Source organism: Gemmatimonas sp. UBA7669, from assembly GCF_002483225.1.
Classification (GTDB): Bacteria; Gemmatimonadota; Gemmatimonadetes; order Gemmatimonadales; family Gemmatimonadaceae; genus Gemmatimonas.
On sequence record NZ_DLHL01000048.1, the window covers coordinates 16211 to 37222 of the forward strand.

Consider the following 21012-nt stretch of genomic DNA (forward strand, 5'->3'; position numbering starts at 1 on the left):
CAGATGATGCGCGTCGCGACACAAAGCCTCAAGGCGCATCGCCGACTCTCGTTGGGGCGCCGGGCGCTGGCCGGGCTGCTGGCTCCGTTCGGTTCCGTGCTGGCGGTGGCCTGTCAGTCGCCCGCCGATAAAGCAGACATGGCAGGCGAGCTCCCGCGCGATTCACTGGTTGTCATGGCATCCGGCAGCGATCTCGAGTCCGGGCATCCGCTGGTCGCGGTGCATCCGCTCACACGGCAGCTGCATCGGCACGCGCTGTTCGTCACGCTCGTCCGGCTGGACTCCCTGCTTCAGCCGGTTCCGTATTTTGCGCGTTCATGGGAATGGTCGGCTGATCGCACGACCCTCACCTTGTCACTCGACTCCACGCTGCGGTGGCACGACGGCGTGCCCACAACGGCCGACGACGTGGTCTTCACACTGCGTGCGGTGCAGGACTCCACGGTTGCTTCACCGCGTCGCGCGGATCTCTCGGCCCTGCAGTCGGTCGACACATTGGGCCGCCACCACGTACGACTGACCTTCGCCGCTCCGCAACCGCGCCTGCCGCTGGTGCTCGCCGAACTGCCATTGGCCCCGCGTCACCTGCTGGACAGCGTGCCGCGCGATCGCTGGCGCCAAAGCCAGTTCGCGACGCGGCCCGTTGGCAACGGGCCCTTTCGTTTTGAGGCACGCGTAACGGGCCGGCAGTGGCGCTTCGTGCGCAATACGGGCTTTCCCGCGTCCATGGGTGGACCGCCGCAGATGGCCGGCCTGGTCATTGCCGTGGTGGACGAGGCCACCACCAAGTTTGCCGGCCTCGTGAGCGGCGATCTCGACGTGGCTGGCGTGTCCCCGGCCATGGCTTCGCTGGTGGCGCGGGATTCTGCACTGCGTCTGCTCTCGCCGCCGGTGCTGTTCAGCAACACGCTCGTCTTCAACACCACACGCGCGCCTTTCGATGACGTGCGGGTGCGTCGGGCCTTCTCGCTGGCTCTCGGTCGCACACGCATCGTGCAGGCGGCCGTGGCGGGATTCGGCACACCGGCATCAAGCGTCTTGCCACCGGGATTGCCCATGGCACCGCCGCCTGCGATCGAAGCCCCAGACACGCGGCGTCGGGCGGAAGCCGAACAGTTGCTCGATGCCGCGGGGTGGCGTCGCTCGGCGCCGGGTCAGCCCCGTCAGCGCAATGGCCAGCCGCTACGTGTGGAGTTGCTCACGGTTGGCAGCGGCGACATGGCCATTGAGCAACTGGTGCAGGCGGACCTGCAGGCCATTGGCGTGCGTCTCGAACTGCGCGTCATGGAACTGGCGACGTTTCTGTCGTCAGTGCGTGGCAGCACCAAGACATTTGATCTCGCGCTGACGGGCATCCCTGGAGACATCGGCCTCGGGTATCTCGTCGCCATGTTCGACGGCGAACAGGCGGGCGGGGCCCTCGACTATAGCGGCTTTCATCGGCCAGGACTCACGGCGGCCATCCGCGAGGCGCGTCGTACGGAGGGCGATGCGCAGCGCAACGCGTGGCAGGTCGTGGACTCCATTCTCATGGCCGAGCAGCCGGTTGCCTTCCTCTACCATGCGCGCGGCGTGCAAGGCCTGTCGAGGCGCCTTGGCGGTGTGACAATGGACTTGCGCGGCGAACTCGCCTTTGTGTCACAGTGGTATCGTACGCCATGAGTTCTTCTTCAACGTCGTTCACGTCCCTCCGTTTGCTTCCGGTTGATCTGGGTGCGCGCCGCGCCGCTGTGCAACCGGGCGGCGCATGGTCCGCACTGGCCGATGCCTTGCACGAGGAGTTGGCGCCACTGTGTGCGGTCGTGCTGCAGCACGGCGCGCCAATCCCGGCGCACAAGGCACGACTGACAAGGCAAGGTGGCCGTTGTCCGCAGTGCGGACGCTATCTCGACTTCGATTTCTGGCGACCTGACACGCACCCCTGTCCCGTAGGACACGGCAGCTTCGTGGGCCAGGATCATGATCGCTGGTGGGCCATGAACGCGCATCTCTGGCTGGCTGAGCGGGCCGTGCATGCGGCGGCGCTGGCCGCGCTGCGCGGTGACGACACGGCCAGAGGCGTGGCCGAGTCCATCCTCAGCGCCTACGCGGCGCGCTACGCAACGTGGCCGGACGAGGACAACGTGCTCGGCCCCACGCGATTGTTCTTCAGCACCTACCTCGAATCCATCTGGCTGCTCAATCTCTGCCACGCACTGGATCTGCTGGAGGCCGCCGCGCCCACGTCGGTGCGTGCCACAGTGCGTGAGCAGTTGCTCCAGCCATCGAGCGAGCGCATCGCGTCGTATCACGAGGGCCGCTCCAACCGTCAGGTGTGGAACGAGGTCGCGGTGCTGAGTGCCTGGACGCTACTTGGGCGCGATGAGGCGGTTGCGGCGCGACTCGCTGCGCCCGATGGCCTGCGTATGCATTTCCGGACGGGGCTGCAGGAGGATGGCACCTGGTACGAGGGCGAGAACTACCATCAGTTCGCGCACAGAGGGCTGTGGTACGGCGTGCAATTGCTCAGGGCACGCGGTACTCCCCTCGACGCTGCGCTCGATGCAAAGTGGCACGAGGGCTTCGTGGCGCCCTTTGCCGGCCTGCTGCCCGATGACACCCTCCCGAGCCGACGCGACTCGCAATACGCGGTGTCGGCGAGACAGTGGCGCTTTGCCGAGTGGTGCGAGCTGGGCTACGCCCATCGCGCCGACTCGCGGCTCGCCGGTTTGCTCACGCGTCTGTACGACGGACGCACGGCGCGCGTCAGTACGGCGCGCTCGCGCTCTTCGGCCGATGCCGAACGAAATGAACCCGCCATGCAGCTTTCGCGTGCGTCCTGTTCGTGGCGTGCGCTGCTGCTGGGCGCAGAACAGCCCGTGCCGTCGGACCAGTGGCAGCCGGCCTCCGTGCTGCAGACGCGACAGGGGCTGGCCGTGTTGCGCCGCGAACAGGGGCAGGTGTACGCCGCTCTCGATGGCGGCGAATCGGCGGGAGGACACGGCCATCCCGACCGACTGGCGCTCACCCTGCAGACTGGGGCCGCGCGCTGGCTGGACGATCCGGGGGCGGGCTCCTATGTCGATCCCACGCTGCAATGGTATCGCAGCACACTCGCCCACCATGCGCCGCTCATCAACGGCGCGTCGCAGCAGGGCGGTGTGGCGTGGGTGACCGCGTGGGAGGACCGCGGTGGTGCGGGGTGGGTGCGCAAGCATGCACCGGAGCTTGCCCCCGGCATCTCGGCGACGCGCACACTGGTCGTGTGTGACGGCTATCTCGTGGACGTCCTCGAGTGGGAACCGCGCGCGGATGCGGGCGAGGACACGAGCAGCCCCACCGTCACACTCACACTGCCGCTGGCTGTCAACGCCAGTTCACTGGAGGTCGAAGCGCCCAATGCCGCGCTCAGCGCCGTCGCCGCATGGACTGCGGGCGTGCGAAACGGGGCGGGTGGCACCGAAGATGGCTTTGATCATCTGCAGCGTATTGAGACGGCACCGCCGATTGCTGCAGGTGTCGCGCTGCGTCTGACCGCAGGGGCACAATACGCCACGACACCCGCGCGACCGGTCACGCGCCACATGCAGGCATGGTATGCGGCCGACTGCGACATGCAGCCCTGGCGCGCCGTGGCACCAGCGGCGCCCGGGCAGGGCCACGTCACGCGCCTGTTTGTGGACGGCGTAGCGGCACGAGGGCGACTGGTGGGGGTGTGGAGCTGGTCATCCGAGAGTTCCGCCGAGCCCCCGCAGGCGACACACGTCAGCCTCACTCCGGCAGCAGCAGACGCGGTGTGGGCGAAGGTGCAGACGGCCTGCGGCACGATTGCGGCGCACGGCCCGGCGCCGCATGGATGGCACATTGGCCTCGAAGCGGGCGGCGCGCGCAGCAGCATTGATCTCGAGGGGCTTCGCGAAGCATCGCACGCGTCCGGGCAATCCGTCAGTCACGCCGTCTCGGCCAGCTTACCCGTTCAGCGTTTGCCGATTTGTGCCGCCGACACCGTTCCACACGACGTCACGCAGACGCTGACCGGCGCACTGTCCACGGTGCTGGGTGCCGCGCAGTATCGACGCACGGAGGAGCCTTGGGGCGGCGACAATGCACCAGAGGCTCGTGTGGAGCTTGCCTGCACCGAAGGCTTGCTGCTCGTGCGGGTGCACATGCACAGCGGACATCCCGTGGTCGTGGACGGAGCCGATCCGGCGCAGATGCCATTCAATCCACTCGACAACGAACGCGCTGATGTGAATGCCGATGGCCTGCAGTGCCATTGGGCCATCACGGAGGCAAACTCCGACGTCGGAGAGCACGTCCTGGCTTCCCCTGCCGTCTGGCTCGGTGGCGTGCTGGCTGTGCCTCTGGCACAGGCGGCCGGTACCGTCGCCGCTTCGCCGGCTGCCACCATGGCGGTGGCCGTCCGTCTCACTCCACTGATTTCCGGTACCATCCTCCCGACAGCGCGTGCCGCGGTGCACGATGAGGGCTGGCACCTCGAACTGCGCTGGCCGCGCTCGGCGTTTCCCGCGGGCCGCACGCTGCGCCTCGGACTGGCCGTCAACGAGCGGCCGCCGCACCGCGAACGTCGCCGTGGGCAGCTCGTGCTGGGTGGGACTGCCGGCTTTGCCTATCTGCGCGGTGACCGGCTCGATCCGTCCGAATCCTGGACGCTGACGCTGCCCTGACCGGTCAGCCCGGCTCTCCACTATCTTCCGCGCATGGCCGAATCGGTACTTCACGCAGTCACGGTAGTTCTCTACGAGTCGCAGGACCCCATCAACATCGGCGCCGTCATCCGCGCCATGAAGAACATGGGTGTGCGCGATCTGCGGCTCATCCGCCCCTGTCGCTACGACCTCAATCGCATCGAACAGATTGCGCACGACACGCGCGATCTCGTCGAGCGCATTCAGCATTTCGACACCATCGACGACGCGCTGGCCGATTGCGCCTATGTGGTCGGTTTCTCCGGGCGTCCGCAGGCGGCGCGCTGGCAGCGGCACACGCCGCGTTCGGCGGCGGTGGACTTGCTGGAGTACGCGCAACAGGGGCGCGTGGCCATCATGTTCGGACGGGAAGATCATGGCCTGCCCAACGAGGCCCTCGATCGTGTGCATGCCATCTGCACCATTCCCACCACGGAGCATTTCTCGCTCAACGTGGCGCAGGCCTGTCTGCTGGCGCTCTACGAACTGCATCTGCTGGCCGGAGACTCGACCAAGCGCCTGCAGGCCCCGCGTCACGCGAAGGGTGCGCCCACCAAGGAGATGTACGAGCAGACTTTCTCCGACATGCGCAATGCGCTCGACGCCATCGCGTACTTCAAGACGCGAAACGAAGAGCTCATCATGCGCACCATGCGGTCGCTGGTGTTCCGCGCCAACCCCGACGGGCGCGAGCTGCTGATGCTGCGCACCGCGAGCATCGAGGTGCTGCGCACCATCGAACGCGAGTCGCGACGTGCGGTGCAGCGCGCATTGGCCGACGCGGGGGTGGCCGGTGACCAGGTGACGACACGCGAGCCGGACACCGAGGCCGTGTGACCGACTGGGCAGAGCGGGCTCGGGCCGTCCTGCCGGGTGGCGCGTCCACCGGCAGCAAGCGTCCGGATGCGCTGTATGGCGCACTGGCTGCCGACTCCGCACTGCCCACACACTTCACTCGCAGCGCAGGCTGTCGGGTGTGGGATGCCGACGGCCGCGAGTATCTCGACTGCGGCATGGCCTTGGGCGCCGTGGGTCTTGGCTACGCGGACACCGACGTTACACAGGCCGTGCAGCAGGCGTTGGCCGCGGGCAATGTCTCCACGCTCACGCACACGCTCGAAGTGGAGGTGGCAGAGCAGGTGGTGGCGTTGTTTCCGGGCAGCGAGCAGTTGCGATTTCTGCGCACCGGAGCGGAAGCCGGCGCGGCCGCGGTACGACTGGCACGTACCATCACGGGCCGCGAGCATATCCTGGCCTGCGGCTATTTCGGTTGGCTCGACTGGAACAGCGACGCCTCGGGCGTGACGGCCGCTGCGCGCCGCCTCGTCACCTGGGTGCCGTTCAACGATGGCGCGGCACTGCAGCAGGCCATGCATGACGCAGTCGAGCAGGGCAGGGCGCCGGCGGCCATCGTGATTGAGCCACTGGTGCACGACATGGCCTCGCGCGAGTGGTTGAAGTTGGCGAGAGAACTGGCCACGCAGTACGGCGCGTTGCTCATCTTCGACGAGGTCAAGACCGCCTTTCGCGTGCGCACGGCCGGTGTGCAATCGCTGCATGGCGTAGTGCCCGACCTTACCACACTCGGCAAGGCGTTGGCCAACGGCTTCCCGCTTTCGGCAGTGCTCGGGCCGCGCGCCGTCATGGACGCGGCCCGTCAGACCTGGATTTCCTCCACGGCCGCCAGTGAAACAACGGGACTGGCGGCGGCGCGGGCCGTCATCGCGCGCCACGTCGCGCAGGATGTCTGCGCCGGCATGGCACAGGCCGGCCGCACGATGCGCGACATCGTCAGCACGGCGCTGCAGCGCGCCATCGCCCGTTGGCAGGACGATCGCAGCATGCCCCAGCCCGCCCCATCACTCAGCGCGCTGGGTCCCGATGTCATGTGGCGGCTCGAGTCGCCTGATCCCGAAGTCCTCGACGTGGTGGTGGCCGCCGCCGCCGACTGCGGCGTGCTGCTCAAGCGCGGCGCGTATCAGTTCGGCGCGCTGGCGCACGACGAGGAGTCGTTGGCCACGTTGGCCGCGCGACTCGAAGCCTTTCCCGAGCATCTGCTGACTCGCGCGCGCTCGCGCTTTCCCCACTCGCCCCCATGATCAACGCGCCCCTTGGTGGCTCCGCGCCGCTCATCGATCCGCACGCGCACTTTCACACGCCGTGGACCAATCGTGGCGACTGGCAGCGCTACAATCAGTCGCGCTTGCAGGCCGGACATCGCATGGGCGTGCGTTGTCATGTCGCGTCCATTCTCGGCTCGTGGGGGCATACCTCGCCCACGTATTTCGCCTCGCCCGATGATCAGACGCGGGCCAACGCGGCCATGTTGGCGCTCGCGACACACCATGCGCCCTACGTGAAGGCCTTCGTGGCCGTCAATCCGAATTTCCGTCAGCATGCGCTCGACGAAATCGCGCAGGGGCTCGCACGTGGCGCGGTGGGCATCAAACTGGCGGCGGCGCGGCGCACCACCGACTTCGCGGTGCTCGATGCCGTGGCGGAGGCGGCCGCCGCGTATGACGTCCCCATTCTGCAGCACATCTGGCAGCATCGCCGGCGCGACTGGCCAAATCAGGATGCCTCCGATGGCGCCGAGCTCGCCGCGCTCGCGGCGCGCCATCCGCGCACCCGCTTCCTGCTTGCGCACATTGGCGGCGGTGGCGACTGGGCGCACACCGGTCCCGCCGTGGCTGACCTGCCCAACATCGTCATGGACCTCTCGGGCAGCGGCATTGACCGCGGCATGATGGACGAGGTGCTGCGCTGGGTTGGGCCGCAGCGACTGCTCTGGGCGGCCGACCTGACCCTCTGCACCGGCCTCACCAAGCTGCGGGCACTGGCTCACGTGGGTCTCTCCGAAGACGAGCTCGCCGACATTCGCTGGCGCAACGCCGAGCGCCTGTTTCCCAAGGGCACGTTTACCGCGGCGCTGGATGTACCCTGGCAGGCGACCCTCCCGGCGGCACTCACCACACCCTGGGACGGGGCGCTCGGTATGCCGGGAGGCGTTCACTCATGAGTGAGATGACACCCCGTCCCATCGATACCTGCGCCTGGATTGGCGGCTACCCCTTCCGCGAGATCCCGCATCCCGAGCCCGCGATTCTGGTCCGAGTTCTGGAACGCGAAGGCTTCGGCGGCGCCTGGGTGGGTTCTCTTGCCGGTGCCTTTCACCGCGATCCGTCCGCGTCCAACGACGCGCTGTATGCCGCGCTGGCGCCACATCGGCGCACCCTGCATCCCGTGCCCATCGTCAGGCCGGATTGGCCCGGCTGGGAACGGCAGCTCCAGCGCGCGGTGAACGAGGGCGCGCCGGCCGTGCGCGCCTATCCCATGCAGTGGGGGTACGCGCCGGGCCATTCGGCGCTCAACGACCTGGCGCACGCGATTGGAGAGGCCGGACTCGCGCTGCAGTTGCCGGTGCGTTTCGAGGATCTCCGGCAGCGGCACCCGCTCGACACGGCCGGCGACCTCACGGCGGCGCACATTCGCGCCGTGGCGCGGCTGAGCGGGTCGACGGCCTGTTTGGTGGTGTCAGGCGCCGGTCGCGACCTGGTGGAAGAAGTGCACTGGGGCCTGACCCCCGACGAGCAGCAACGCGTCTGGTACGACTGGCATTGGGTCTGGGGACCACCCGAAGATCACTTCGCGCATCTCGTGCGCAGCATCGGTCCCGAGCGCCTCGTGTGGAGCAGTTGGTGGCCGCTTCGGCTGACCCAGCAGGCCCAGGCGCTGGTGGATTTACTACCTGAGGAACTGGCACCGGCTGGTCCTCGTTCCAGCTTTGCGGACGGTGCGGTCATTTTGTCGGCTGCATACCGGACGGCGGGTCGCAGAAACGCATCTACGTGAAGCTACCTCATGCACTTGCGTACAAATACGGCCCCCCGCATACTTCGCGCTTGCAAAAATTTGGTTGACACCGACTTACACGGTTTGTTCCGTTCGTTTTCTCGAACGGGCTGGACCGTGTGGTCCACGGATCGCATGACATCGGACACACCTTGCACACCGGCAGGGCGGGTTCGACGTCGTGCATGTCGTGTGTGATCCATCACCTCGCCCTACTCGGCATCCCTTACCGGCACGAGTCGATGACGGTCAAGAAGAAGTGGACGGTGATCCCTGGGTTCCTCGCTTTGGCGGCAGCGGCCACGCTGCTCTCGGCCTACAGCGGCGCTTCGTCGTCGCAGGGCGCCAATGTCCCGCAACCCGTCAAGTTCGTCCACGCGCCTCACGTGGAGAAGGCAGGCATGAACTGCCTGTACTGCCATAGCGCCGCGAACAAGTCGCCCGACCCGGGCAACGCCTCGGTGGCCACCTGCATGGGTTGCCACACGATCGTCAAAACCGCCTCGCCTGAGATCAAGAAGGTGGCGGAGGCTTACGCCAAGGGTCAGCCCATTCCGTGGAACCGGGTGCACAAGGTGCCCGACTATGTGCAGTTCCCGCACATGCGTCACGTGAACGCGGGTGTGACCTGCCAGAGCTGCCATGGCCAGATCCAGAACCAGGGCAAGCAGGGACCGGACACCAACTATGTGCCGGTCCAGCAGGTCAACTCGCTGAACATGGGCTGGTGCGTCAACTGCCACGTGCAGGGATACAAGCCCGCCGAAGGTGCGCGTCTTGCCGGTCAGACGGTGACGCCGGAGCTCGAAGCCATGCCCCCGAAGAAGGCGCGTTACGACTGCGCCGTCTGCCACTACTGATCATCCGCGACCCTCGATCACGATGAGCACAGAAGCGGGGACCGGCGTCAAGCGCCGCGATTTCCTCAAGATCCTTGGCGCCACCGGCGCCACGACGGCCGTGGTGGGCTGCTCCTCCGAAAAGGTGGGCAAGCTCATTCCCTACGTCACCAGTCCCGACAACACCGTGCCGGGCGTGTCGCAGTACTACGCGACCACCTGCCGCGAGTGTGCCACGGCCTGCGGTGTGCTGGCCGAGGTGCGTGACGGCCGCCCCATCAAGCTCGAAGGCAATCCCGACTCGGCCGTGAACAAGGGCGCCATCTGCGCCACCGGTCTGTCGGCGGTGCAGGGCCTCTACAATCCCGACCGATTCCGCTCGCCCATGGTGCGCGAGGGCGCGGCCCTCAAGCCCACCACCTGGGACAAGGCCTACGAGCTGCTCGCGCAGAAGCTTGGCGAGGTCAAGTCCAAGGGGCAGGCCGGCAACGTCGTGTTCCTCAACCAGCACGAGTCGGGCACCTTCCCGGGCTTCCTCGATCAGTGGCTGTCGGCCAACGGCATGCCGGCCCATCTGTCGCTCGACAGCACGGCGCCGGTGGCCACCATTGCCGCCAACCAGAAGGCCTACGGTGTGGCCTGGCCTGAGCTCGACTTCGGTGCCGCCAAGCTGGTGGTCAGCTTTGGCGCCGACTTCCTCGACGGCTGGGGCCAGTCGGTGCCGCAGCAGCTCGGCTGGTCCGATGCGCGTGCCAAGCTCGAAGGCGCGCCGCGTCTCGTGTACATCGGCGCCCGCCGTTCGCTGACGGGCCTCAACGCCGATCAGTGGATTCCGGCCAAGCCCGGCAGCGAGATGGCCATCTGCAACGCGCTGAACGGCGCGGGCACGGCTGCCGCCGCCGCGGAAGCCTCCGGTGTGCCGGTCGCAACCATCGAGGCGCTGGCCAAGGCCATCGCCGACGCCGGCAACGGTGTCATGGCCCTGTGCGGTGTCACGGGCGCCGATGCGGTGGAATGCGCCGTCATGATCGCCGACATCAACAAGAAGGCCGGCGCGGTGGGCACCACCATCAAGCCCGCCAACGCGCACGGTGGCTATGCGGGTCTGGCGTCCTACGCCGATCTCGCCGCGGCCGTGAAGAACATGGATGCCGGCTCGGTGCCGCTCGCCTTTGTGCGCGGCGCCAACCCGGCCCACACCATTCCCAAGTCGGCCGGCTTTGCCGCCGCCTTTGCCAAGGTGCCGTTCAAGGTCTCCTTCTCGGCCATGCCCGATGAGACCACGCAGCTCTGCGACCTGGTGCTGCCCGACAACCACTGGCTCGAGAGCTGGGGCGACGCGGTCACCGTCAACGGTACGCTCGCGCTGCAGCAGCCCACGCTCGATCCGGTGTTCGACACGCGCAGCACGGCCGATGTGCTCATCGACCTCGCCAAGAAGGATCAGGCGCTGGCCGCACGCTACAACGTGACCGACTACCGCAGCTGGTACATCAGCAAGTTCCCCGGTGGCGCGTCGGCGTTCACCGCGGCCCTCGCCAAGGCGCAGACCACGGCCTCGCCGCTGGTTGCCACGTCCAGCCGCACGCTGAGCGCCACGGCGCAGGCGCCGGCGGCAGGCACGGGCGACTTCTTCGTGCACGTCTTCCCGTCGGCCACGCTCGGTGACGGCGCGGGCGCGAACAAGCCCTGGCTGCAGGAACTGCCTGACCCGGTCAGCAAGATCGCGTGGCAGTCGTGGGTGGAAGTGCATCCGCAGACCGCCAAGAAGTTGGGCATCAAGGAAGGGGCGCACCTCACCGTCGAAACGGCGGCGGGCAAGGTCACCGCGCCAGCCTACATCTACATGGGCGTGCGCCCCGACACCGTGGCCATCGCGCTCGGTCAGGGTCACACGGCCTACGGCCGTTTCGCGCAGAACATCGGTGTCAATGCCTACGACCTCGTGTCGAGCGGCTGGGACAGCGCCGGTGGCCTCGCGCTCGGCGCCCTCATGGGCAAGGTCACGGTGGGCAGCGACAACTCGCCGCTGGTCACCACCGAAGGTTCGGCGCGTCAGCACGGTCGTGGCATCGGTCAGGCCATGACGCTCGCCGCGCTGCTCGGTCAGGAGGCCGAAGAGGAGCACGGCCACCACGACATTCCGGGCCTGCCGTCGCAGGACTTCATGTCGGGCCTCAAGGCGCCGGTCGCGGCCGATGCCCAGGGTGAGTACGCCAACCCCAAGTCCAAGGACAAGGGGATGTACGACCCGAACCACTCGAGCAAGGCCGAGGCGCGCCGTTGGGCGATGACCATCGACCTTGCGCGCTGCACGGGCTGCTCGGCCTGCGTCACGGCCTGCTACAGCGAAAACAACATCCCGACGGTGGGTGCGCCCTATCAGGGTCGTGCGCTCAGCCCCACGCAGTGGGACGAGCGCCCGGGCGCCAACATCATCAAGGGCCGCGAGATGGCCTGGATCCGTCTCGAGCGCTACTACGAAGGCAACGACAACACGGAGAACGAGTTCTCTCCGGATTTCGACACGCGCTTCGTGCCCATGATGTGCCAGCACTGCGGTAACGCGCCCTGCGAGCCCGTGTGCCCGGTGTACGCCACGTACCACTCGCCGGACGGCCTCAACGTGCAGGTGTACAACCGCTGCGTCGGCACGCGCTACTGCAGCAACAACTGCCCGTACAAGGTCCGCTACTTCAACTGGTTCGGCTACGGTGAGCCGGAGCGTCGCCAGTATGCGTGGCCGGAGCCGATGCACTGGTCGCTCAACCCCGACGTCACTGTGCGTGGCAAGGGCGTCATGGAGAAGTGCACGTTCTGCGTGCAGCGCATCCGTGAAGCCGAGCATCGCGCGAAGGCCGAAGGCCGCGAAGTGGGTGCCGATGAGTTCACGACGGCCTGCGCGCAGGCCTGCCCGTCCCGCGCCATCGTGTTCGGCGACGCGGCCGATGAAAACTGGACCGTAGCGAAGCTCGCGTATGACCGCCGCGCGTACCACGTGTTCGAAGAACTGAACGCGTACACCGCCGTGGTCTATCTCAAGAAGGTCAACTATCCGGCGCCGGCTGCACCGGCGCAGGTCTGAGGGAAGCGCGCATGGCATCCGTCGCACATCCGGTGCGCGAGGGCATTCGGGGGCCGAACATCGCATCGGCCGACGTTCAGCTCCCCGCGGTCCGTGATTACGAGCAGGTCGATCGCGATATCATCGCGACCCTCGGGTTCACCAAGAAGTGGTTCATCGGTCTGGCCATCGCCATCGTCGCCATGCTCTGTGGCGCGTCGGCCTGGCTCTACCAGATCTACTGGGGACTGGGGCAGGCGGGCTACGAACCGCCGGTGATGTGGGGCAACTACATCATCACCTTCGTTTTCTGGGTCGGTATCGGTCACGCCGGTACGCTCATCTCCGCCATTCTGTACCTCTTCCGCGCCGGCTTCCGCACCTCGATTTATCGAGCGGCCGAAGCCATGACGGTGTTCGCCGTCATGACGGCCGGTCTGTTCCCGATCATTCACATCGGCCGGCCGTGGAAGTTCTTCTGGCTCATTCCGTATCCGAACTGGCGCCTGTTGTGGCCGAACTTCAAGTCGCCGCTGGTGTGGGACGTCTTCGCCATCTCGACGTACCTCACCATCTCGACCACGTTCCTTTTCATCGGTCTCATTCCTGACTTCGCGGTGCTCCGCGACAAGGAAACCAACCCGCTGCGCAAGCGGATCTACTCGATCCTCTCGCTCGGCTGGCGCAACAGCGATCGCGAATGGCGTCACTTCGCGAAGGCCTACCTGTTCCTGGCCGCCTTCTCGACGCCGCTCGTGCTCTCCGTGCACTCGGTCGTTTCTTTCGACTTCGCCATGGCGCTCACGCCGGGCTGGCACGCCTCCATCTTCCCGCCGTACTTCGTCGCCGGTGCCATCTTCTCCGGCTTCGCGATGGTGTGGACGATTGCCATCCCGATGCGCAAGTGGTTCAAGCTCGAGCACTACATCACGCTCAACCACCTCGATGCCACGGCCAAGGTCGTGCTCTTCACCTCCATGGTGGTGGGTTGCGCGTACCTGATCGAGTTCTTCATCGCCTGGTACAGCGGCGTGCGTCCGGAGCAGGAGTTCTTCTGGAACCGCGTGTTCGGTCAGTGGTGGTGGGCGGCCTGGATCATGCTCCTCTGCAACATGGCGCTGCCCATGTCGCTCTGGTCGCAGAAGCTCCGCCGCAATCCGTCGTGGCTGTTCATTCTCTCGCTGTTCATCAACCTCGGCATGTGGTTCGAGCGCTTCGTCATCGTGGTGCCGTCGCTCTCCCACGAGTTCGAGCCCTGGCAGTGGGGTAGCTACACCCCCAGCTGGATCGACATGGCGTTCCTCGTCGGTTCCTTCGGCTGGTTTTTCATGTGGTTCCTGCTCTTCGTGAAGCAGATGCCGGTCATGGCCATCATGGAGCTCAAGGAAATCGTGACGCCGCGGTTCAAGAACAGCCACGGTGGAGGGCATCACTGATGCAGGGCGTGCTTGGAGTCTTCCATCACCTCGATACCACCGTCTCGGCCATCGAGGAACTCAAGAAGAAGCGCCTGGGCGATGTGACGGTGTACTCGCCCACCATCCGGCATGAGCTGGATGACGCCATCGCGGGTCCCAACAGCGTGGTGCGGCGCTTCACGCTCATCGGTGGTCTGCTCGGCGTGAGCTTCGGCTACTGGATCGCCATTTGGTCGTCGGACTACTGGCCGCTCGTCACGGGCGGCAAGGCCATCGCGTCGTGGATTCCCTACACCATCATCGGTTTCGAAGTCATGGTGTTGGTCGGTGCGCTGTCCACGGTGGCCGGCATGTTCATCAACTCGCGCATTCCCCGCCTGACCACCACGGTCGGCTACGACGATCGCTTCTCCGCGGGCCACTTCGGTGTGTTCGTGGCCTGTGACGCCGCCAAGGCGTCGGCAGCCGAAGAACTCCTGCGCCATGCCGGCGCCGAGGAGGTGCGGCGTGAAGCGTGAGCCCCTTTCCCTTCAGGTTCCTTCCGTGAAGCGTGCGTTGCGCTCGTCGGTGGCCCTGGTGCTCCCGCTGTCCTTCGGCGCGTGCTCCTGGTTCACTGACTTCAAGGACCAGCCCCGCATCGAGCCCTGGGAGTCGCCGTCGCAGAATCCGGCCGACTCGCTCACGCCGCCGCGTGGACAGCCGCAGTTCAGCGTGCCGGTGCAGGGCACCGCGGTGTCGGCCTTCCAGGTGTCGTACAAGGCGCTGCCGGATTCCATGGCCTCGCTGTCGAACCCGACGCCGGTGTCCCCGGCCTCGCTGGCCAACGGTCGCCTGAACTACCAGATCAACTGTTCGGTGTGCCACGGTCTGGCGGGTGACGGCAACGGTGGTCTCAAGAAGGTGAACCCGGCCTATGGCTACAGCCCCTCGCTCCTCACGGAGTCGGCCAAGGGTCGCTCGGACGGTTACCTGTACGGCATCATCCGCAACGGTCGCGGTGCCATGCCCAACTACAACCGCATCGAAGAGCAGGATCGCTGGGACGTGGTGAACTACGTGCGCGCGCTGCAGGCGGGCTCGGCGGACACCACGCTGGCGGGCTACCCGGGACAGAACGGCACCACGGTGCCCGGTCCGTCTCTCACGGCCCCCACGCGCCCGGCGCCGTTCGTCAAGCCCACGCAGACGCCCACCCCGGGGTCGCCCAACGTCAACGCGGCCACGTTCAAGGGCAACAACGAACACGACACCATGCGGAAGTTGCACGTCGGTCCGCCGGCGGCCCACGGTGAGGCCAAGGAGAAGCACGAGTGAGCCAGCACTATCACTACCCGACGCGGGAAGAGTTCGCCCGTCGCCTCTCCGGCAAGTCCGTTCCGGGCTCGCTGAAGACCGCGGCGCTGGCTGCCACCCTGCTCGGCGTGGCCGTGTTCGCCTACGGGCTCTTCACGCACGCCGATCGCGCCTGGCAGGCGGTGCATTTCAACTGGCTGTACTTCGCGGTCATCTCCACCGCTGGGACGGCGTTCGCTGCGGTGCAGCGCATCGTGACGGCGCGCTGGTCGCGCCCCATCGTGCGCTTCGCCGAGGGCTTCTACGCTTTCGTGCCGGTGGCCTTCGTCATCTTGCTGGCCATTCTGTTCTTCAGCGGCGAACACATCTTCACCTTCCGCGGCCGTGAGGCCGTGTCGATTGCCGAGAAGGCGGCCTACCTCGACAACACGTACTTCGTGCTGCGCGGTGTGCTGTTCTTCGGCGCCATCACGGTGCTGCAGGGCCTGTTCGTGTGGAACTCGGTCAAGATGGATGTGGCCGTGCTCCCCGAGTCGGGCGCGTCGTGGGCGGCGGGTCTGCGGGCCAAGATGCGTGCGGCCTGGAGCGGTGACGAGCGTCGCGAGCTGCACACGCAGCACAGCACGCAGGGCAAGCTGGGCGTGGCGGTCTGCATCGCCTTCGTGGTGGGCTGGTGCTTCATGGCGTGGGACTACTCCATGACCATCTCGCTGCACTTCCAGCAGACCATGTACGCGTGGATCGTGTTCATGACCGGCTGGGTCAACATGATCATGCTGCTCTCGCTGCTGACCATGTGGTGGCGCAACCACCTCGAGGCCAAGGACATCGTCACGATGGACCAGCTGTGGGACCTCGGCAAGCTGGCCTTCGCCTTCACGGCCTTCGTGGGCTACATCAGCTTCTCGCAGTACCTGGTCATCTGGTACGGCAACATGCCGGAAGAGACACACTTCTACCGTCTGCGTCTGTCGGGCGTGTGGAAGACCTTCACGACGCTGATTCCGATCTTCGGCTTCGTGCTGCCGTTCTTCGGCCTGATCTCCAAGGCCGCCAAGATGTACCTGCCCACGTTCGTGCTCTTCGCGGTGTGCAGCCTCATCGGTGTGTATCTGCACCGCTACATCGAGATCTACCCCAGCATCTACGGCGAGGCCACGTCGCTGCCGTACGGTCTGCAGGAGATCGGCACGACGATCGGCTTCATCGGCCTCTGGGCGTTCACGTACTTCAAGTTCATGGATGCCTTCCCCGTCATGCGCGTGTTCATGATGACCACGCCGTTCAAGGACGAGGTGCAGGTGCCGGTGGATGTGAAGACCATGGAACCGCTGCCCGCGCACGAGTAAGCGCGAGGGCGACAGTAGCAAGACGGGCGGGAAGATCATCGCGATCTTCCCGCCCGTTGTGTTTCGAGCCTTCGTTGCGCGGTCTACTTGGTCCAGATCGCAATCACACCGCAGCTGCCGTTGCCCGTCAACCACTGCTGCGGCGCGTTGGCGGTGGTGGTGTACACCTCGACCCCCTTGATGTCGCGCGCATTGAGTGAGTTGAGATCGAAAAGTCCTTCGCCGGAATCTCCGCGGTACACCACCAGGCCATTCAGGACGACGGTGGCGTAGCACATGCCCTTGCCCGGATTGGCTCCACGCTGCTTGTCGTCTTCCCGAATCTTTCGATCCATCAGAATGGTTTCTGCGCCACGGCGACTGCCGAACCAGGCTTCGTTGAGGCGACCGCGCACGATGTCCACTCCGGGTATGCCGGCCACTACATCGGCCACCGGCCGCCCGTCGTTCTTCGCAAAGTCGTCGGCGGTGAGATAGCGCCCCAACTTGAGCTGGCGCCGCTTTTCGAAGTCCGCGAACTGGGTCTCCATCGGATTCGCCGTCACGTCCACCTTGGCCAGTTCATTGACGGTGGGCTGCAGCGTGAGCTCGTACTCGGGGCCTTCGCCGGCAAACACCGACGTCATGGAGCTGAAAGATCGGAAGCCCAGGCGTCGCGCGGCGATCAGGTAGCGTCCGGGCGCCAGGCTGTCGAGGCGAAACATGCCGGCAGAATCGGTGAGGGTGCGGCGGGAGAGCGCCGCGATGCTTACCTCCACGCCGGACAGGGGCCGCTTGTCCGGCGTCATCACTCGGCCAGAGAGACTGGCCTGTGCGGACAGCAGACCGGGGAGCAGGAGTGAGGCCGGAAGCAGCCAACGTCCAACAGGAGTTATCGCGGTCATGGCGAGGCTCGTCGAGAAAGGGGTCCTTCATCAATCTGTGCGCTCGGGACGAATCGTGGAGTACAACCGGGACCTATGTGGGGGCTCACGGCGTCATCCGTGGGGTACGGTTCACGAACATGCCTATGCGCCGCTCTTTCCTGACCACACCGTCCGCGCTCCTGCTTGGCTTGTCCCTGTCGTTGAGCCATGCGGCGGGCGCCCAATCGGCGCCGTCCACCTGGCGTCGCAGTGTCGAGGCCAGCGGGACGGTCCTCTATGGCGCGGCCAGCCAGCGCGTGCTCAACGGCCTCATGTCGCTGTCCAGCGAAACGGCAGCACGACAGCTTCGCGCCGACCTGCAAACCGGATACGGCGACGCCATTGATCTCGTGACCGGTGAGCGCCGAGTCATTGTGCGCAACACACGCGGGACCTTTGGCCTCGATCTCACGCCGCGCGCCACCTGGAGTCCATTTGCGTTTGGGCTGGCCGAGACCAGTCTGCAGCAGCGCCTCGCCTCCCGTGTGTCCGCTGGTGCGGGCGCAAAGTTCACGGCATGGCGGCCCGACTCGGTGCGAGGCGGCTTTCAGGAGGATGCCAGTCTCAGTCTGGCGCTGCTCAGTGAGCAGACGCGCGGACTGCGCCTCAATGACACCACACCGGTTGCCGGAAGCGGCACACGCCATCGCTGGTCGGTGCGCCTGCGTTATCGCACACGGCTAGGCGAGGCGCTGCGCTTCAGTCATCTGACGCTGTATCAGCCCACCATCGATCGCGCTGCGCGGTACACCATGGAGAGCACCAGCACGCTCGCTGTCCCGCTGCGCTCCGCCCTGGAGCTCACCGTGACGCACCGCGAACGCCTCGACAGCGAAGCGCGCGATCGCGGCGCGCTCAGCAACCGCGATGGACAACTGCTGTTCGGTGTGCGCGCCACGTTCTGACACCGTGCTACGTGCCGTCTCTGCGTCGCGCCTCGAGTTCCGCAACGCGCATCAGCACCGGCACGACGCTGTCGGGGTTGAGTGAGATCGAGTCAATGCCGGCCTCCACGAGGAACTCCGCGAAGTCGGGGTGATCACTGGGGGCCTGTCCGCAGATGCCCACCTTGCAGCCCACCGCGTGCGCGTCGACAATGAGACGTTCGATGGAGCGCTGCACGGCCGGGTTGCGCTCGTCGAACAGCGACGCCAGCAAGGCATTGTCGCGGTCCACGCCCAGTGTGAGCTGCGTGAGGTCGTTGCTGCCAATGCTGAAGCCGTCAAAGCGGGCACCAAACTCACGCGCCAGCAGCACGTTGCTCGGGATCTCCGCCATCACGTACACCGCAAGTCCGTGCTCGGCGCGTACGAGTCCCTGACCCTGCATTTCGTTCAGCACACGATCGGCTTCCTCGAGGGTGCGGCAGAACGGGATCATCACCACCACGTTGCCGAGTCCGATCTGCTCACGCACACGGCGAACGGCGCGGCACTCGAGGGCGAACCCCTCCCGGTATCGCGGATCATAGTAGCGCGACGCTCCGCGAAAGCCGATCATCGGATTCTCTTCGTGCGGTTCGAACGCCGCGCCACCCAGCAGCCCGGCGTACTCGTTGGTCTTGAAGTCGCTGAAGCGCACGATGACCGGATGAGGCCATTGCGACGCGGCGATCTGCGCAATGCCCGACGCAAGGCGGTCCACGAAGAAATCGGCCGGGGAGGCGTGGCCGGCCGTCAGCCGCGCAATGGCGTCGCGTTCGCTCTCGGGGACACGCGCCGGATGCAGCAGCGCCATGGGATGCGCGCGGCACATGTGCTCGATCACGAACTCCAGTCGGGCAAGCCCGATGCCACGCACCGGCAGACGCCACCAGCGCATTGCCATGGCCGGGTCGGCCACATTCAGCATGATGGCCGTGCGCGTCTCGGGCAGATTGCTGAGATCGAGCGAATCCTCGCGGTAGGGCAGGGCGCCGTCATACACCGTGCCCGTCGGCCCCTCGGCGCAGCTCACCGTAACCAGCCGCCCGTTGAGCAGCGCCGTCGCCCCCGTTGCGCCCACGATGGCGGCAATGCCCAACTCGCGGCTCACGATGGCGGCGTGACTGGTGCGTCCACCGGTGTCGGTCACGATGGCCGATGCCCGCTTCATCACCGGCACCCAGTCGGGGTCGGTTTGTCGCGCCACCAGAATGGCGCCGTCTTCAAACACATGCGCCTCATGCATGCCCGAGAGCACGATGGCGCGCCCGCTCGCAATGCGATTGCCCACCGCGACGCCGGAAACCAGCACCGGACCAGATCCTTCAAGTGTGAAGGAACTCACGGCGCCCGCCGTCTCGCGCGCACGAACCGTTTCCGGCCGCGCCTGCACGATGTACATCGCGCCCGTGCCGCCATCCCTGGCCCATTCGATATCCATGGGTCGTCCGTAGTGCTCGGCAATGCGTGCACACCAGCGCGCGAGCTGCAGCACCTCTTCCTCGCCCAGACAGCGACGCAGTCTTTCCTCGACGGTGGTCTCCACCACCTGCGGCGTGCCCTCGTCATCGAGCACCATCTTGATCTGCTTGAGGCCGGTCTGCGCGTCGAGTACGGGGATGTATCCGGGGCTCGCAAGCAGCGGCGTGAACACCCGCCACTCATCGGGGTTGACCGAGCCCTTCACCACGGGCTCGCCCAAACCGAAGGCCCCCGTGATCATGATGACATGCGGGAAGCCGGTCTCGGTGTCGAGCGTGAACGCCACCCCGGCCGCGCCGATGTCGCTGCGCACCATGTGCTGCACGCCCACCGACAGGGCCACGCTCTCATGGGCAATACCGTGGTGCGCGCGATAGGCAATGGCGCGGTCGGTGTAGAGCGAGGCAAAGCAGCGGGGCACGGCCTCGAGCAGCGCGGCCTCCCCCTGCACATTGAGAAACGACTCCTGCTGCCCGGCAAAACTGGCGTCGGGCAGGTCTTCCGCCGTGGCTGAACTCCGCACGGCCACCGGCGGCGCGGCGAGCTCGAGACGGCGGGACAGCGCCGCGTATTCGCCGAGCACGACCTCCGTGACGTCCCGCGGCAGGCCACCCCGCAGCATGGCGGTGCGAATGGCCTCCCCCACTTCGGCCAACGGTGTGCCGGTGTTCAGGCGTGCGATCTCGCGGGCCAGCACCTCGTCCAGCGCGTTATGCGCGAGGAAACGCCGGTAGGCCGACGTGGTGAGCGCGAAGCCGTCAGGGACCGCGATGCCCAATGGCACGAGGTGTTGTCGCATTTCGCCGAGCGAGGCGTTCTTTCCGCCGACCTCGGCCAGGTCCTCCCGGCCAAAGGCGTCGAGCCGGTCCGCCAGTCGTGGCTGAAGCATTGCAGGTCTCCGCAGTAGGGACTCTGTAACACTGGGCCGGAGCGGCGGTTGGCGCAGTCAGGGACTTCCCGGCCAGGGAGGCCGATTCCGGCTGGCGGAGCTGGTTGCGCCCTTCACCTGCCGGCGCCGTTTGCGCATATTGCGGGCTTACGGGGCGTTAGCTCAGCTGGGAGAGCACCTGCTTTGCAAGCAGGGGGTCATCGGTTCGAACCCGATACGCTCCATTGTCATCTGCTACACAACACAAACGCCGCCCGTGACCATCAGCAGGTCACGGGCGGCGTTCGTGTTTTTGTGCCATATCGCGCGC

Annotated in this window: 15 protein-coding genes and 1 tRNA gene; 14 read left to right on the forward strand and 2 right to left on the reverse strand. The window is 66.4% G+C overall.

Annotated elements, in window-relative coordinates; all coding sequences use genetic code 11:
- Positions 1-3 precede the first annotated feature (3 nt).
- From B2747_RS13485 to B2747_RS13540, 12 genes are all read left to right on the forward strand, one after another.
- Positions 4-1662: an ABC transporter substrate-binding protein gene (locus B2747_RS13485; RefSeq protein WP_291161864.1), complete on the forward strand. Its 1659-nt coding sequence runs from the start codon at positions 4-6 to the stop codon at positions 1660-1662.
- Complete coding sequence (locus B2747_RS13490; protein WP_291161867.1) at positions 1659-4667, forward strand: heparinase II/III domain-containing protein; 3009 nt, start codon at positions 1659-1661, stop codon at positions 4665-4667. The genes B2747_RS13485 and B2747_RS13490 overlap by 4 nt, the downstream gene beginning before the upstream one ends.
- 33 nt (positions 4668-4700) lie before the next feature.
- Positions 4701-5525: an RNA methyltransferase gene (locus B2747_RS13495; protein WP_291161870.1), complete on the forward strand. Its 825-nt coding sequence runs from the start codon at positions 4701-4703 to the stop codon at positions 5523-5525.
- A complete protein-coding gene (locus B2747_RS13500; protein WP_291161872.1) occupies positions 5522-6787 on the forward strand; it encodes an aminotransferase class III-fold pyridoxal phosphate-dependent enzyme in 1266 nt (421 codons plus the stop codon). Before B2747_RS13495 ends, B2747_RS13500 begins: the two co-directional genes overlap by 4 nt.
- Complete coding sequence (locus B2747_RS13505) at positions 6784-7707, forward strand: amidohydrolase family protein (RefSeq protein ID WP_291161875.1); 924 nt, start codon at positions 6784-6786, stop codon at positions 7705-7707. The genes B2747_RS13500 and B2747_RS13505 overlap by 4 nt, the downstream gene beginning before the upstream one ends.
- The gene (locus tag B2747_RS13510) at positions 7704-8540 is read left to right on the forward strand and encodes a hypothetical protein (protein ID WP_291161878.1); all 837 of its coding nucleotides are present in this window, start codon (positions 7704-7706) and stop codon (positions 8538-8540) included. The genes B2747_RS13505 and B2747_RS13510 overlap by 4 nt, the downstream gene beginning before the upstream one ends.
- 242 nt (positions 8541-8782) lie before the next feature.
- Entirely contained in the window at positions 8783-9400 is a 618-nt protein-coding gene (locus tag B2747_RS13515; protein WP_291161881.1) for a cytochrome c3 family protein, read from the forward strand.
- Between the two features lie 22 nt (positions 9401-9422).
- Positions 9423-12464, forward strand: coding sequence for a molybdopterin-dependent oxidoreductase (locus tag B2747_RS13520; RefSeq protein ID WP_291161884.1), 3042 nt, complete (start codon positions 9423-9425; stop codon positions 12462-12464).
- 11 nt (positions 12465-12475) lie between these two features.
- Positions 12476-13879, forward strand: coding sequence for an NrfD/PsrC family molybdoenzyme membrane anchor subunit (nrfD, locus tag B2747_RS13525; RefSeq protein ID WP_291161887.1), 1404 nt, complete (start codon positions 12476-12478; stop codon positions 13877-13879).
- The gene (locus B2747_RS13530) at positions 13879-14379 is read left to right on the forward strand and encodes a DUF3341 domain-containing protein (RefSeq protein ID WP_291161890.1); all 501 of its coding nucleotides are present in this window, start codon (positions 13879-13881) and stop codon (positions 14377-14379) included. The genes nrfD and B2747_RS13530 overlap by 1 nt, the downstream gene beginning before the upstream one ends.
- 25 nt (positions 14380-14404) lie before the next feature.
- Positions 14405-15175 carry a c-type cytochrome gene (locus tag B2747_RS13535; RefSeq protein ID WP_291161892.1) on the forward strand — a complete coding sequence of 257 codons (771 nt, stop codon included), beginning with the start codon at positions 14405-14407 and terminating at the stop codon, positions 15173-15175.
- Positions 15172-16503 carry a hypothetical protein gene (locus tag B2747_RS13540; protein WP_291161895.1) on the forward strand — a complete coding sequence of 444 codons (1332 nt, stop codon included), beginning with the start codon at positions 15172-15174 and terminating at the stop codon, positions 16501-16503. Before B2747_RS13535 ends, B2747_RS13540 begins: the two co-directional genes overlap by 4 nt.
- 83 nt (positions 16504-16586) lie before the next feature.
- On the opposite strand, the gene B2747_RS13545 is transcribed toward B2747_RS13540, so the two are convergent.
- The gene (locus tag B2747_RS13545) at positions 16587-17387 is read right to left on the reverse strand and encodes a TonB-dependent receptor (RefSeq protein ID WP_291161898.1); all 801 of its coding nucleotides are present in this window, start codon (positions 17385-17387) and stop codon (positions 16587-16589) included.
- Between the two features lie 125 nt (positions 17388-17512).
- Here B2747_RS13545 and B2747_RS13550 point away from each other — a divergent pair, with 125 nt between their 5' ends.
- On the forward strand, positions 17513-18313 hold the full coding sequence (locus B2747_RS13550) for a DUF481 domain-containing protein (RefSeq protein ID WP_291161900.1): 801 nt from the start codon (positions 17513-17515) through the stop codon (positions 18311-18313).
- 7 nt (positions 18314-18320) lie between these two features.
- On the opposite strand, the gene ppsA is transcribed toward B2747_RS13550, so the two are convergent.
- On the reverse strand, positions 18321-20702 hold the full coding sequence (gene ppsA / locus B2747_RS13555) for a phosphoenolpyruvate synthase (protein ID WP_291161903.1): 2382 nt from the start codon (positions 20700-20702) through the stop codon (positions 18321-18323).
- 151 nt (positions 20703-20853) lie between these two features.
- Between ppsA and B2747_RS13560 the strand changes: the two genes are divergently transcribed.
- Positions 20854-20926: transfer RNA gene (locus B2747_RS13560), tRNA-Ala, on the forward strand.
- Positions 20927-21012 lie beyond the last annotated feature (86 nt).